Consider the following 15,943-nt stretch of genomic DNA (forward strand, 5'->3'; position numbering starts at 1 on the left):
GAATAAATTCCAAAATTAAACGTTTGATAATCTTTAAATTTTTTTATGCAACGCTAGTGATAATTTCCTAGATAGGAACAAAAGCTCGAAGCGCCCGTTTAGCGACGTATGGGCTGCACCCGCGCATCGCGGGTGGGTCGACGTTGCCGCCGAAAGGGCGAAGTTAGTCGATCTTCCAAATCCGCATGAGATTCACTCTGACTTTCGCCATTATTGGCGATAAGTCAAGTTCATTTAAAAGGAAACATGCCCCTTCATAGGGGTATGCCGACGTTGGGCCGGGAGCCCGCTTTTAGTCGGCCTTCCTAATGCTTAAGCGAATCGATGTTGACTTATCGTAAGGAGGATCAGGAAGCCCACTAGTCGTTGGGCGCTGGATCTGGACGCGGCTTACACAGTCAATAAATTATCCACAGACTTCAAATTCTATAACTTCCTAGACTGTAAATAAGGAATCGGTTGAACCGATCCCTGTTCATCCATATTATTAAATCTATTACCTATCTCCCCGACGCCATTTTTCAAAAATCTTCCGAACATCTGCTTTTAAAGGAATTTTTATCTGAGGCTGTTCCTTCTTATGAATTTCTATATCTTTTTCAATTTCTCTTTCAATATTTTTCAATTCAATATATAGCTCTCTAGCAGATTTTCTTAATGCACCTCGTCCAAAGATAGTCCGTTGTTCTGCATAGTCAGATGTTGCGACATATACTTGGTTTTTTACATTTTTTAGTGTTTTTACGAGTTTTTCAATACACTCATCTGCGGTTTCGTTTTCTTTTGTAAAGATAATTTCTATTTTATGTGATTTATACTTACTTTCAACCCCTCGTACAAAGTAGGCATCGAACACAATAATAACTTGATGGTTTGAATATGCATGGTATTCAGCCATCAGTTCAATTAAGCGATCTCTAGCTTGTCCAATGTCTTTCTTTTTTAATCGCTGAAGCTCTTCCCACGCTCCAATAATGTTATAGCCATCAACCACTAAAACGATCATTACTACTCACCTAATGGATACCTTTTACGATATACTTCATAAAGCAACAGCCCACAAGCTACAGATGCATTTAAGGAAGAAACATGGCCATTCATCGGAAGACTTATTGTCCAATCGCACTTTTGTTTAACTAATCTACTTATCCCTTTACCTTCATTACCGATCACAACTGCTATAGGGATGACGCCATCAAGTGCTCTATAATCCTCCGTACCCTCTGCATCAGTACCAACAACCCATACATTCCGTTCTTTTAGTTCTTCTATTGTATTAGCAATGTTGGTAACTCTTGCAACAGGAATATGTTCTAAAGCACCAGCTGCCGTTTTAGCTACTGTAGCCGTAAGACCTACTGATCGACGCTTGGGAATAATAACACCATGTACACCGGTAGCATCAGCTGTTCGCAAAATAGAACCTAAGTTATGCGGATCCTCAAGTTCATCTAATATGATAAAAAAAGGAGCTTCCTTTCTTTCTTCCGCTCTGTTAAATAAATCATCAAGCATGGCATAATCATAAGACGCAACGTAAGCCACTACACCTTGGTGGTTCCCTTCTGTTACTTGATCAATTTTATGCTTTGGAACTTTTTGTACTACTGTATCAGCTGATTTGGCAAGATGTTGTAATTTCGTTTGTAGGTTTATGTTCAGATGTTCTGAAACCAACACTTTATTGACAGAACGCCCTGATTTTAAAGCTTCTATTACAGGGTTTTTCCCAATAATAATTTCCTGATCCATACTTAATTACTCCGCCCTTCAATAAACGCTATTGCTTCTGATATCAATTCAGCTACACGTTCTTGATTTTTTGAAAGATAATGATAACCAATCAATGCTTCAAACGCAGTACTATATCTGTAAGTTTGAACACTTATGTTCTTTGGAATCGATCCAGATTTAGCATTTCTTCCACGTGCAACCACACGTTGTTCTTCTTTTGTAATAAATTCTGTTCTCAGCCAATTTAGTATAACTGCTGCCTGTGCCTTTCCTGAGACAAAGGTGATCGCCTTTTGATGCAATTGGTTGGGCATAACCTGACCTTTTCGAATGAGATATTCTCTTACATGCAAGTCATAAACCGCATCACCCATGTAAGCAAGAGCGAGACTTTTTAATTGTTTAACATCTTCCATTATTAGCCTCTTTTCCACCTTGTTCCTTGCGGGGTGTCCTCTAGTAATATGTTTTTCTCTTTTAATTCATCTCGTATTTCATCTGCACGGTTAAAATCACGATTTTTCCGAGCATCAATTCGTTCCTGAATCAACGTTTCAATTTCCTCATCCAACAATTCTTTTTCGTTTTGCAATTCTATACCAAGCACACCGAGTAAATCTAGAATCGTTTGTTGGAAAGATTCGATTACTTTGGTTGAAGTTTGCTTTGACTGCAGATATAAGTTGGCTTCCTTTGTTAAGTCAAACAGAACTGAAATAGCATTTGCTGTGTTAAAATCATCATCCATTTCAGCTTCAAATTGTTTTGTGAAACCCTCCACCTTTTCTAACCATTTATCAACATCTTTTTCCAAATTCATACTTGTTTGCTTTCGATGTTCTAGGTTATGGTATGCAGTCTTGATTCTATCTAAGCTGATTTTAGCGCTATCCAAAAGTTCTTCTGTAAAATTAATTGGATTGCGGTAATGAACGCTAAGCATAAAGAAACGAATCACATGTGGATCATGCTTCTCGATCAGATCTCTTGTTAATACAAAATTCCCTAATGACTTGGACATCTTTTCATTATCGATATTAATATAGCCATTGTGCATCCAATAATTTGCAAAGCTTTTACCAGTCATTGCCTCTGATTGAGCAATTTCATTTTCATGGTGGGGAAATGTTAAGTCCTGTCCACCTGCGTGTATATCTATCGTTTCTCCTAAATACTTCTTAGCCATAGCTGAGCACTCAATATGCCACCCCGGGCGACCAAGCCCCCATGGTGAGCTCCAAGCGATTTCATCTGGTTTTGCCTGTTTCCATAGGGCAAAATCAAGCGGATCTTCTTTTTTCTCGCCAATTTGAATTCTGGCACCTGATCTCAACTCATCAATAGACTGTTGTGAGAGCTTTCCGTAGTTATCAAAAGCTCTTGGCTTAAAATACACATCTCCATCCGCAACATACGCAAATCCTTTATCGACTAGCCCTTTAATAAAAATTATGACCTCATCCATTGTTTCTGTAACGCGGGGATTATAGGTTGCCTCTTTTACACCTAAGGCATAAACGTCTTCTAAATAGGCATCTATAAAGCGGTTTGCTACATCTTGAACCTCTTCTCCTAACTCATTTGCAGCTTTTATAATCTTGTCATCTACATCTGTAAAGTTTAATACATAGTCAACATTATATCCTTTATACTCCAAATGCCTGCGCACCGTATCAAACACAATTGCTGGACGTGCATTTCCAATATGAATATAGTTATATACAGTAGGGCCGCATACATACATACTCACCCTATTATCCTGAAGAGGCTGAAATGATTGTTTTTCTCGATTTAACGTATTATAAATGGTTACTGACATTCTAATTACCTTCCTTCACCTTTGCTAATTCTTCTTTTAAATCGTTTATTTCTTTTTGTAGTTGATCACATCGGTCAGCTACAGGGTCTGGCATTTTATGGTGATCTAAGTCCCTTCGTATTTTCTCTCCATTTTGAATAACCACTCTTCCTGGGATCCCTACAACGGTCGAATGATCCGGTACGTCGTGCAGTACTACTGATCCTCCACCTACCTTAGAACTCTCACCAATTGTAATAGAACCAAGTACTTTAGCACCCGTTGATATAAGTACATTATCTTTAACTGTTGGGTGCCGCTTCCCCTTCTCTTTACCTGTTCCTCCAAGGGTTACTCCTTGAAAAACGGTAACGTTATCACCTATTTCACACGTCTCTCCAATAACAACACCCATACCATGATCGATAAAAAACCGTCTACCGATCTTAGCACCAGGATGAATTTCAATACCTGTAAAAAAGCGACTTACTTGTGATATGACACGTGCTAAAAAAAATAATCGTCGTCTATATAAAGCATGCGCAATCCGATGTGACCATATAGCATGCAAGCCTGAATAGGTTAAACATACTTCCACATAAGTCCGTGCTGCCGGATCCTGCTCAAATACAACACCCATATCTTCTTTCATTCGTTTAAACATCCCCATTACATATTACCTCCCCTACCTAGACTTTCTGTATTAATTGAAGAACATAACAGTCCTCCTGTTTTTAGTAAGCGTTTAGATAGCTAATCTACATTAGAAAACTCGGTTATCGCCAAGCCTTAATGGCGAAAGACCTTACACTTAGATAAGAAAGCTCTTATACTTCCTTATACCAAAAAAACGCCCCTGTGTAATCATTACACAGAGACGCTTATCACGCGGTTCCACTCTGTTTGGAGGACCTTCTCCCAACTTGTGCTCTCGTAACGGGAGAGTACCGCCGTTATGTACATTACTTCCATAACGGACTCCAAGGGGCACTTCAAAGATAATGCTTAAAATCACTCCCAGCCTATGGTGATTTTCTCTGGATAAGCTATACATCTTTTACTTTTCCTTTTCAGCGTTCAATTATTGTATTAATACTATATTACATTTTGCCCAGGATGTGAATTAATTAAGCTCCTAATTGTTTTAAAACGTTGTCCAACCGAGCTAAAATTACATCTTTACCTAATAACTCAATTGCCATTGGAAGTTCAGGTCCATGTGTTTGGCCAGTTGTAGCAACACGAATTGGCATAAATAACTTCTTCCCTCTATGGCCAGTCTCTTTTTGCGTTGCTTTGATTTGAGCTTTAATGGAGTCTTTAGTGAAATCATCTAAATGAATTAGTTTATCCGCATAAACCTGTAGTACTTCCGGTACTTGCTCCTCTTTTAGCACAGCCATTGCACTTTCATCATAACTGATCGATTCATTGAAAAACATCTCCGTTAACTCTACTATCTCCGCACCATACCTCATTTGCTCCCGGTATAAGGTAATGACACTTTCAGCCCAAGCCCTTTTTTCATCATCCATGTCTTCAGGTAGTTTACCAGCTTCGATTAAGTGTGGCATTGCCAATTCAATAACCGTTTCAAGATCAGTTGCTTTAATATATTCGTTGTTCATCCATTTTAACTTATGACGGTCAAAAATAGCCGCAGATGTTGATAGTCGTTCAGGATCAAATATATCAATAAGCGTTTTCTTATCAAATATTTCTTCCTCACCAACTGGTGACCAGCCTAACAATGTAATAAAGTTAAATAATGCTTCTGGCAAGTAACCTAAATTTCGATATTGCTCAATAAATTGTAATATATGCTGGTCTCGTTTACTTAACTTCTTACGTTCTTCATTAAGAATTAAAGTCATATGCCCAAATTGAGGTGCTTCCCAATCAAACGCATCATAAACCATCATTTGTTTTGGAGTATTTGAAATGTGCTCTTCCCCGCGCAATACATGAGAAATTTGCATCAAATGATCATCAATTGCTACTGCGAAGTTATATGTCGGAATACCATTTTTCTTCACAATAACCCAATCACCAAAATCACTTGATTCGAATGTAATATTACCTCTGACTATATCATGGAAAGTGTACGTATGGTTTTTAGGAACTCGTATACGTATGCTTGGTTGACGCCCCTCTTTTTCAAACTGAGCTATTTGGTCTTCTGTTAAATTACAATGTGCTCCAGAATATTTAGGAACTTGTCCCTTTGCACGCTGTTCTTCTCGTTCTGCATCTAATTCTTCCTCTGTCATGTAACACTTATATGCTAAATTACGTTCAAGTAGCTCATTTACATATTTGTTATATAGATCCAAACGTTCCATTTGGCGATAAGGCCCAAAATCACCACCGATATCTGCCCCTTCATCCCATTCAATTCCTAACCATTTTAAAAACATAAGCTGACTTTCTTCACCTTGAGCTACGTTTCTTTTATCATCTGTATCCTCAATCCGAATAATAAACTTTCCATCAAAGTGCTTAGCGTACAGATAATTAAATAATGCCGTACGCGCATTTCCTATATGTAAATGACCTGTTGGACTTGGCGCATAACGTACACGAACTTGATTTGTCATGGTAATACCCCTTTCTTTTCTTAAGGCTGTTTTCGTAAAGATTGTTGCTTCTGAGAGAATAGATATAGACTGCGACGTAACTTGATGTGAAGGTTAACCTACCGCTACGGAAATACACTTCGCTGTTATTTCCGTTACTGTCGTGGGACTGTATCTGTATTGATAAAACACCTTACCAGTTCGGGTGAGCGGAGGGCGGTGACTCCTGCGGGAACAGCACGTGTCCGAAGACCCCGCAGAGTGGTTTTCTCGAGGAGGCTGAGGCCGTGCCCGCGGAAAGCATCCGTCCGTAGCGATCCCGGACGGCGGCAATAGCACGCGTTCTTAGAAATAAGCCTAAAGTTACGTCACAGTTTATATCAACTATGAAGATGAAAAAGCAACAATGCGTGCGAAAGCAGCCTTACTTAAAAACAACCATATATTTATTAGAAACCTAATTCATTGTTTGCTTACTTTTAGTATAACAAAGTATAGACTGTAATACCTACTATCTCAGCCACACCCAACTAATAACAGAACAACCCACTGCAGAGGTCTAAACGAGCTAGTTTAGCTTTTATATTCGTATAACAAAAAGCGATAACATGTTACTGTTATCACTTTTTATTGTCCTCTTAAAGTTATACCTTTTTTACAGTGCTTTTTCAAGTAATTTTGGTTTAGCAAAGATCATTCTACCTGCAGATGTTTGTAGAACACTTGTGATAAGCACTTCAATCGTTTTTCCGATATAATCTCTACCTTCTTCAACAACGATCATTGTACCATCATCCAGATAGGCGATACCTTGGTTATGTTCTTTTCCATCCTTGATTACCTGTACCATTAACTCTTCCCCAGGTAGGACAACTGGTTTGACTGCGTTTGCCAAGTCATTAATATTTAAAACATCTACACCTTGAAGATCACACACTTTATTCAAATTAAAATCATTCGTTACAACGATACCATTTATTACTTTTGCTAGTTTTATCAGCTTACTATCTACCTCTGATATTTCTTCAAAATCACCCTCATAAATCTCAACTTTCACCGGTAACTCTTTTTGAATCCGGTTCAATACATCCAGACCACGACGTCCTCTATTACGCTTTAAGACATCTGAGGAATCAGCGATATGCTGCAACTCTCCTAAAACAAATTGTGGAATAACAATCGTTCCTTCCAAAAAGCTAGTTTGACATATATCAGCCACACGCCCATCAATAATGACGCTTGTGTCTAATATTTTTGCTTTTGGCTGGTTTGTTTCTGCATTATCTACATCAGTACCTCTACGTTTTTCTTTTTCTTTACGATTGATCGTCAACAAATTGATGAATTCATCCCGTCGTCTAAATCCAACCTGAAAACCAAGATAACCTAATAGTATAGTTAAAAAGAGTGGAATAACTTGCGAAACAAGTTCAATTTGTATGTCTGTTAACGGAATATTGATCAAAAAGGCAATTACCAATCCGACAATTAATCCTAAACTACCAAAAAACAAATCTCCTACTGGTACTTTGATCAGCGCATCTTCTACCCAACGTAAAAATCCAACAATATAATCTGTTATCCAATACGTGATAAGAAATAATATAATTGCACCTAATAATGTACCTAAATACGGGGAAGCAACCCAACTTGCTTCTGTAAAATCTAATAACTTAATAATATCTGGTATATATAAATATCCAATGGTACCACCGGCAATTACAAAAAATAAATGTACGATTTTTTTCAGCACCACCGTCACCTCCTAACCGTTATTATTACCTAATTTTATATAAAATAATCCAACTTATAATAATTTACCTCTATGATAACAAATAAATAATAGCACAATTGTAAAAATCAGTCAATTTGCAAATATAAAATTTTATCATAACCGTATATCAATGTCAATCTAATTTTACTAGAGTTTCTTCTATTTACCTTAAAACGCCAACTTCTAATGCTTCTTGAACTGTATTTACACCGATAACTTGAATGTTTTCTGGTATCATCCATCCATCTAAATTCTTTTTTGGACAAATAACGCGCTTAAATCCGAGTTTGGCAGCCTCCTGAACACGCTGGTCTATTCTAGAAACCCGTCTCACTTCTCCTGTTAACCCCACCTCCCCAATAAATATATCATCTGGTTTAGTAGGCTGATCTCGAAAGCTAGATACAATACTAACTGCAACAGCAAGGTCAATGGCGGGCTCATCAAGTTTCACACCACCTGCTACCTTAATATAGGCATCTTGGTTTTGTAGCATTAAGCCTACACGTTTTTCTAACACTGCCATTAGTAATGGCACACGATTATTATCAAACCCTGTTGCCATCCGGCGCGGATTACCAAAGCTTGACGGTGAAATTAATGCTTGAATCTCGACTAATACAGGTCTTGTACCCTCCATAGATGCTACAACCGTTGATCCAGCCGCACCATGTGAACGTTCTTCTAAAAATATTTCAGAAGGGTTTAACACTTCACGTAAACCTTCTTCTTTCATTTCAAATATACCCATTTCATTTGTACTTCCAAAACGATTTTTTACGCCACGCAAAATACGGAATGTATGATGTCTTTCTCCCTCGAAATAAAGGACTGCATCAACCATATGCTCAAGCAATCGTGGCCCTGCAATGGCACCTTCCTTCGTTACGTGCCCGACAATAAAAATGGGAATACCTTTTGTTTTAGCTATTTTCATTAGTTCACTTGTACATTCACGAACCTGCGATACACTACCTGGTGCACTAGTGACTTCTTCTCTGAAAATGGTTTGTATCGAATCAATGACCACAAAGGATGGTTTTAATTTTTCGATTTGATTTCCAATATCATACAAATTCGTTTCTGCTAATACGTATAATAAATCTGCTTTAACACCTAGTCGTTCTGCTCGTAGTTTTGTCTGTCTAGTAGACTCCTCACCAGAAATATATAGCACTGGTAACTGTTTTTCTGCTAGTTGAGATGATATCTGAAGTAACAGTGTTGATTTACCTATCCCGGGGTCTCCACCTATAAGTACTAATGAGCCTGGTACAATCCCACCACCAAGCACCCGATTAAATTCTTCCATCGAGGTTGTAACACGCGGTTCTTCTTGTGATTCAATCTCTGTTATTCTTTCAGGCTTACTAACTGTGTTCATGTCCCTTCCTAATGTATGCCTGCTTTTCACAGTAGATGATTCCAATTCCTCAACTAATGTGTTCCAGTTATTGCAACCCGGACATTTCCCCATCCATTTAGCAGATTCATATCCACAGTCTTGACAAACATACTTCGATTTACGTTTAGCCACCACTTACATCCCCTTATATCTATCCTATCTGTAAATTAATACGATTAACATAACGTAAACGTTACATCTTTTTATCAATTTATTAATATTTATACTATAATTCTGCCACAATCAGTATTGAAAACCACAGCTACTCATATTTTATCACTCGTTTAAAATGTGCATAGTAGGAAAAAAACTAGAAGGTTGATTCCTTCTAGCTTTTTTAACTATTTATTCTAAAGTTCACTTTTAGGGCAAAATAACATATTCACCTTTGTTATTTAACCCGATTTTTACTTTTTGACCTTTTGCAATTGTTTCCTTCAGTAATTCCTCTGATAATAAATCTTCAATATTCTTCTGTATTGACCTGCGGAGTGGTCTTGCTCCATACTCCGGATCAAATCCTTCATTGGCAATTTTTTCAATAGCTTTATCTGTTAAAGAGAAAACGATATCTTGTTCTTTCAAACGAGTTTTCAATTGCTCGACCATTAACGTCACTATATCTTTCATATGCTTTCTCTCTAATGAATGGAAGACAATCATTTCGTCAATACGATTTAAAAACTCAGGGCGAAATGCTTTTTTCATTTCATCAGTAACTTTTTTCTTCATATCTTTATATTCTTGACCTTCTTCACCAAGGCTGAAGCCAACATATTTGTTACGTTTTAACTCATTTGCCCCCACGTTGGAAGTCATAATTAGAACGGTGTTACGAAAATCGATAACACGACCTTTTGAATCCGTTAAGCGACCATCCTCAAGTACTTGCAGAAGAATGTTAAACACTTCTGGATGAGCCTTTTCCACTTCATCTAGTAATACAACAGAGTAAGGTTTTCTACGAACCTTTTCTGTAAGCTGTCCACCCTCTTCATACCCTACATAACCTGGAGGAGAACCTACTAAACGTGAAGTTGAATGTTTTTCCATGTACTCAGACATGTCAATACGAATCATTGCCTCTTCATCGGCAAACATCGTTTCAGCTAATGCACGCGCAAGCTCCGTTTTACCTACCCCTGTAGGTCCTAAGAAAATAAAGGAGCCAATTGGACGTTTAGGGTCCTTTAATCCAGCACGAGCTCTGCGTATTGCTTTTGAGACAGCATTAACCGATTCTTCCTGACCTATAACGCGTTTGTGCAACGTGTCTTCCATATTTAATAAACGTTCACTTTCGTCCTTAGTTAATCTAGAAACTGGTACACCAGTCCATATGGAAACAACATCGGCAATATCTTCAACTGTTACTTCTGAATCCTCTTGCCCTTGTTTTTCTTTCCATTTAGTTTTTGTTTCCTCTAATTCTTCACGTAACCTTTGTTCCGAATCACGTAATGAGGCTGCTTTTTCAAATGCCTGACTTTGTACAGCTGCATCCTTTTCTTTACGCACTTCTTCTAATTTCTGTTCTAATTCCTTTAGATTTGGCGGAATAGTGTAGGATTGCAAGCGAACCTTAGACCCAGCTTCATCAATAAGATCAATTGCTTTATCAGGTAAAAACCGATCAGTAATGTACCGGCTAGACAAGTTAGCTGCTGCTTCAATTGCTTCATCTGTAATTGTCACACGGTGATGTGCCTCGTAACGATCACGTAAGCCACCTAAAATTTTAATTGTTTCTTCAAGTGTTGGTTCATCGACTTGTATTGGCTGAAATCTTCGTTCTAATGCTGCATCTTTTTCAATATATTTACGATATTCATCCATCGTTGTTGCACCAATACACTGCAATTCTCCACGAGCTAGTGATGGTTTTAAAATATTTGATGCGTCAATAGCACCTTCAGCACCGCCTGCTCCAATTAGCGTGTGCAATTCATCAATAAACAAGATAATATTACCTGCTTGACGTATTTCTTCCATAACCTTTTTTAAACGATCCTCAAATTCACCACGATACTTCGTTCCCGCAACAACAGTACCCATATCAAGTGTCATAACACGCTTATCACGAAGAGTTTCGGGAATTTCATTGTCTATAATCTGTTGTGCTAATCCTTCAGCAACGGCTGTTTTACCAACCCCTGGTTCACCGATTAAAACCGGATTGTTTTTCGTACGTCTACTTAACACCTGAATTACCCGTTCAATTTCTTTACTGCGGCCAATAACAGGGTCAATATTTCCCTCTTTTGCAATTACCGTTAAATCTCTAGCGAGTGAGTCTAACGTTGGAGTATTAGCACTACTGGATGCCTGACCTCTGCCTTGACGACCTGCTTGAGATTCGTTACTGCCTAACAACTGCAATACTTGTTGTCTGGCTTTATTTAGGCTTACGCCGAGATTATTTAATACGCGAGCCGCAACACCTTCACCTTCACGGATTAAACCTAAAAGAATGTGTTCAGTACCTACGTATGAATGTCCAAGCTTTCTTGCCTCATCCTGTGATAACTCCACAACCTTTTTCGCGCGTGGTGTATAATGAATCGTTTGCATTGGCTGTTTACCAACACCGATTAACTTCTCTACTTCTTCTTGTATTTTTGACACTTCCAGGCCTAAGGACTGTAAAGCCTTTGCAGCTATACCATCACCTTCGCGAACAAGTCCTAAAAGAATATGTTCTGTGCCAATATTGTTATGACCCAGACGTACTGCCTCCTCTTGTGATAAGGCTAATACCTTTTGAGCTCTTTCTGTAAAACGTCCAAACATCATATAACTTTCCTCCTACTTATTTCTCTAATAATATACGTTCACGAATTAGTGAGGCGCGAAGTATATCTCGTTCATTTGCAGTTAATGTTTTCTTTGCATATTGCTGCAAGAATCCAGGCTGTGTAAGAACCATTAATTCATTAAGTATATTTCGTTGTACATTTTCTATAATACCCAAATCGATCCCAAGCCGTACATCTGAGAGACATTTTGCAGCTTCTTTTGACTCGATAATTCGACTGTACTCAAGAATACCATACGAACGATAGATCCGATCTTCCAACCTCGTGTTAGATTGTTCCACTAATCTATTTCTTGCATTTCTTTCATGTTCTATTAATTGTTGGACAACACTTTGCAAATCCTCAACAATATCCTGTTCTGATCTTCCAAGTGTGATTTGATTTGATATTTGAAAAATATTACCTACTGCCTCACTACCCTCACCATATATACCACGTACCACAAGCCCTAGTTGATTTATAGCGGGAATCATTCGATTAATTTGTTGGGTCAGCACCAATGCCGGTAAATGCATCATTACCGACGCACGCATTCCGGTACCTACGTTAGTTGGGCAGCTAGTTAAATATCCTCTCGTCTCATCAAATGCGTAATTAACTTTTTCCTCTAAAAAATCATCAAATTCAAATGACTTTTTTAGTGCTTTATTTAATTGAAACCCAGGAAAATAAAGCTGAATTCGAATATGATCTTCTTCATTTATCATGACAGATATCTTTTCATTCTCAGAAATAAGTGCTGCTGCAGCCTGCGCTTGATCCGCCAGATGAGGACTAATTAAATGTTTTTCCACTAACACCCGTTTCTCGATTGGGGTCAAATCACGAATAGCCACAAACCCAAAACTTTTATTATCCTGAAAAGACTTATCGTTATATTCTTTTTGAAAAAACTGATGAATCTCTTCCAAATCTTCTTGATTAGCTAGTATCGGGAATGACACTTGCGAAAAGTTTCGAGCTAAACGGATTCTACTACTTAAAACAATATCACTATCCGGGCCTTCTTCCCGCATCCAAGGACTAATTGCCTCATTCATAAAATGCTGTAGCGTCATGAATCATCACCACCTTTTCGCATTTCTGTTTCTAAGCCCCTAATTTTGTCACGAACTTTTGCAGCGTCCTCAAAATCTTCTTTTTCAATTAACGTTTGTAACTCTTTTTTATATGATTCCAATTGCTTTTTGGCATGTAAATTACCGCCTTTTCGCTTTGGAATTTTCCCATGATGTTTTGTATTCCCACTATGGACTCGGCGAAAAATGGGGTCCAGTCTCTCTGAGAATGCATGATAACATTCTGCACATCCAAATTTTCCAACCCGTTTAAATTCAGATAAGGTCATTTCACACTGCGGACATTGTAATTCTTTCGTCTGCTTAAATGTTGGATTACTATTCGCCCCTATGGATGATGAATCAAAATTAAACAAACCAGATAACAAGTTGTGAAGTGAATACCCTTCTTCAGGATATGTCATATACCCTTTTTCCTTTGCGCATACTTCACAGACGTGTACTTCTGTTTTATTCCCATTAATAACTTGTGTAAAGTGAAGTGTGGCAGGCCGCTTTTGGCATTCTTGGCATTCCATAACGACTTCCCCCTTTTTTACTTATTTAAATATTTCAATGTAGTTAACATAGATGTTAATATCCGTGCACGAACTTCATCCCGTAGAGGTAACTGAAAAGCTAACGTTTCCCTGCCTATTGCACTTACTATGAGCTTCGCTTCACGTTCAGTAATCAGCTCTTCTTCAAGAAGCCTCTCTAAAACATCAACAGCGGCCTGTTGGGTAATTTTTGGATTTATCATTTCAATAATTTCATCAATTAGTTCTGCTTTCTCCTGATACATAATACGAATAATCCGAATATATCCTCCACCACCACGTTTACTCTCTACTATATATCCTTTTTCCACAGTAAAGCGTGTATTAATCACGTAATTAATTTGCGATGGTACACAGTGAAATTGATCCGCGATTTCACTTCGTTTAATTTCTATTACATTGTGACCAGCTGTTTGCAAAACCTTTTTTAAATACTGTTCAATAACATCTGACACATTACCCACGAGCCCACCTCCTTTTTACCTTTATGAGCTAACCAACTATTTATAATATGCTTTTGACTTTGACTATCTTTGACTATATTTTTAATTATACGCAAAAATAAGTGAGATGCAACTAATAGTCTTTACCTATTGTAGACAAAGCTTATAAAAACAAAACACTCAAAAAAGCAGTAACCCAAAAACCTTACAGTGTGATAATCGTGTAAGGTTTTCTGGGGAGATGTAATTATTTTTTCTCAATTACGTTTTTAATTTGATTAATATTTGATAATTCCTCAAATAATCGGATTCGATCGAGCGAGGGGTCATGGTCAATTTTTATAAATATGTTTCTTAGATTATCTTCTTCCTTTTCAATTTCAACTTGTTTAATATTTAAATCGAACATCTCAAAAACAGAGACAATTTTATTTACTTGTAATCCAGGCAACGCGATAATCTCAATTAAATGTGAAGAACGACCCTTTGTAAATATTTTTTCAAAGTTGTTTAGAAACACTAAGCTAAGCAATATGATAAAGGTGGTAAATACTGCAGGAGCATACATCCCTGCTCCGACAACAAGGCCTAAACCAGCAACTGTCCAGATAGATGCTGCTGTGGTTAAACCGCGAATTGTCATTCCGTTTACGATAATTGTTCCAGCTCCTAAAAAGCCAATACCACTTATAACGTAAGAAGGAATTCTTGCAGGATCAAAACGAACGTGATCATATTTATCTATGAATGCCTCAAATCCATATAACGAAAGTAGCATCATTAAACATGCTCCAACACCAACTAATATATGTGTACGAAAACCAGCAGAGTGGTTCTTTAACTCTCGTTCAAAACCAATTAAGCCAGATAATAGTAACGCTATTAACACACGTACCATTATTATAAGAAAGTGTTCACCAAGAATTTGATCAACCAATTCACTCATCCTTCTCCCTCCCCATCTAATTTATATATATCCTTTTATTTTATATGAAATTACAATAAATATATAGTGAGAAAATTTAAGAAACTTTTTTAGCCTTATAAAGGGATATTACAGCATACTATAGAATGATTAGTACCAAAGGCTGTTTTATGCACGCATTGTTGCTTTTTCATCTTTATAGTTGATATAAATTTCGGCGTAACTTGAGATGATGGTTGATTTTCGCTGTAGGAGTTGACTCCTAGAAAGTGCATACGCATTTTCCTCGTGCAATGTGTTGCTTTCGTAGCCTTCCTAGTCCTGTGGGAACAGCGCATGTCCGAATTCCCCGGGTAGTGCGCCTGCGTTTTCTAGGCAGAATAGAAAAGAAAACTTTGCTATTCTGCATAAGTGCAACTAAGGCATAAGTGTTATTATTCGAATTTCACTTTGAAGAAGCCAGTCAAAATCAGGTGATTGCCGAATTGTAAGCCTTCCAAAATACAGATAGTGAATTTGCAAACGCGATTGAAGCCTGATTTTAAATTAGACTTATCCTCCCCAATGGCCACATGCACCATGGTGGAATTATGATGTTGAAAATAATAAATGTGGTGCAGTTACTAAAATCAAAAATTAGAAAACTTGGCTTATCACCAAGCCTTAGTTGCATTTATGCAGATAAGAAAGATTTATACTTTCTTATCTGCCAAAAAAAGGCTAAGATACAATTAATGTATCTTAGCCTTTTTATTGCCTGGCGGCGTCCTACTCTTGCAGGGGCAAAGCCCCAACTACCATCAGCGCTGGAGAGCTTAACTTCTGTGTTCGGTATGGGAACAGGTGTGTCCTCT

Annotated in this window: 13 protein-coding genes, 1 rRNA gene and 1 other annotated feature; all 14 genes read right to left on the bottom strand. The window is 37.7% G+C overall.

The window, feature by feature from the left end:
- Window positions 1–496: 496 nt before the first annotated feature.
- Window positions 497–1,006: an NYN domain-containing protein gene (locus tag ACFQ3N_RS07175; protein WP_390360952.1), complete on the bottom strand. Its 510-nt coding sequence runs from the start codon at window positions 1,004–1,006 to the stop codon at window positions 497–499.
- A gap of 2 nt (window positions 1,007–1,008) precedes the next feature.
- Window positions 1,009–1,752, bottom strand: coding sequence for a 23S rRNA (guanosine(2251)-2'-O)-methyltransferase RlmB (gene rlmB / locus ACFQ3N_RS07180; RefSeq protein WP_390360954.1), 744 nt, complete (start codon window positions 1,750–1,752; stop codon window positions 1,009–1,011).
- A gap of 2 nt (window positions 1,753–1,754) precedes the next feature.
- Window positions 1,755–2,150 (bottom strand): Mini-ribonuclease 3, encoded by a 396-nt coding sequence (locus ACFQ3N_RS07185; RefSeq protein ID WP_390360956.1) that lies wholly within the window; start codon window positions 2,148–2,150, stop codon window positions 1,755–1,757.
- A gap of 2 nt (window positions 2,151–2,152) precedes the next feature.
- Entirely contained in the window at window positions 2,153–3,553 is a 1,401-nt protein-coding gene (gene cysS / locus ACFQ3N_RS07190; protein ID WP_390360958.1) for a cysteine--tRNA ligase, read from the bottom strand.
- Window position 3,554: 1 nt separating this feature from the next.
- Window positions 3,555–4,202 carry a serine O-acetyltransferase gene (cysE, locus tag ACFQ3N_RS07195; protein WP_390360960.1) on the bottom strand — a complete coding sequence of 216 codons (648 nt, stop codon included), beginning with the start codon at window positions 4,200–4,202 and terminating at the stop codon, window positions 3,555–3,557.
- 200 nt (window positions 4,203–4,402) lie between these two features.
- Window positions 4,403–4,615: a binding site (T-box leader), on the bottom strand.
- A 44-nt stretch (window positions 4,616–4,659) separates the two neighbouring features.
- Complete coding sequence (gene gltX, locus ACFQ3N_RS07200; protein ID WP_390360963.1) at window positions 4,660–6,129, bottom strand: glutamate--tRNA ligase; 1,470 nt, start codon at window positions 6,127–6,129, stop codon at window positions 4,660–4,662.
- Between the two features lie 634 nt (window positions 6,130–6,763).
- Complete coding sequence (locus ACFQ3N_RS07205; protein WP_390360964.1) at window positions 6,764–7,861, bottom strand: PIN/TRAM domain-containing protein; 1,098 nt, start codon at window positions 7,859–7,861, stop codon at window positions 6,764–6,766.
- A gap of 184 nt (window positions 7,862–8,045) precedes the next feature.
- The gene (radA, locus tag ACFQ3N_RS07210; protein ID WP_390360966.1) at window positions 8,046–9,419 is read right to left on the bottom strand and encodes a DNA repair protein RadA; all 1,374 of its coding nucleotides are present in this window, start codon (window positions 9,417–9,419) and stop codon (window positions 8,046–8,048) included.
- Between the two features lie 231 nt (window positions 9,420–9,650).
- A complete protein-coding gene (clpC, locus tag ACFQ3N_RS07215) occupies window positions 9,651–12,080 on the bottom strand; it encodes an ATP-dependent protease ATP-binding subunit ClpC (protein ID WP_390360967.1) in 2,430 nt (809 codons plus the stop codon).
- A gap of 16 nt (window positions 12,081–12,096) precedes the next feature.
- Window positions 12,097–13,161: a protein arginine kinase gene (locus ACFQ3N_RS07220; protein ID WP_390360969.1), complete on the bottom strand. Its 1,065-nt coding sequence runs from the start codon at window positions 13,159–13,161 to the stop codon at window positions 12,097–12,099.
- Window positions 13,158–13,700, bottom strand: coding sequence for a UvrB/UvrC motif-containing protein (locus ACFQ3N_RS07225; protein WP_390360971.1), 543 nt, complete (start codon window positions 13,698–13,700; stop codon window positions 13,158–13,160). The genes ACFQ3N_RS07220 and ACFQ3N_RS07225 overlap by 4 nt, the downstream gene beginning before the upstream one ends.
- Before the next feature lie 17 nt (window positions 13,701–13,717).
- The gene (locus tag ACFQ3N_RS07230; RefSeq protein WP_390360973.1) at window positions 13,718–14,185 is read right to left on the bottom strand and encodes a CtsR family transcriptional regulator; all 468 of its coding nucleotides are present in this window, start codon (window positions 14,183–14,185) and stop codon (window positions 13,718–13,720) included.
- 226 nt (window positions 14,186–14,411) lie between these two features.
- Complete coding sequence (locus ACFQ3N_RS07235) at window positions 14,412–15,110, bottom strand: MgtC/SapB family protein (protein ID WP_390360975.1); 699 nt, start codon at window positions 15,108–15,110, stop codon at window positions 14,412–14,414.
- Between the two features lie 734 nt (window positions 15,111–15,844).
- Window positions 15,845–15,943, bottom strand: a 5S ribosomal RNA gene (rrf, locus tag ACFQ3N_RS07240); the annotation flags it as partial.

Origin of the sequence: Virgibacillus byunsanensis (assembly GCF_042675965.1) — a bacterium.
GTDB classification, from domain to species: Bacteria; Bacillota; Bacilli; order Bacillales; family Amphibacillaceae; genus Virgibacillus_R; species Virgibacillus_R byunsanensis.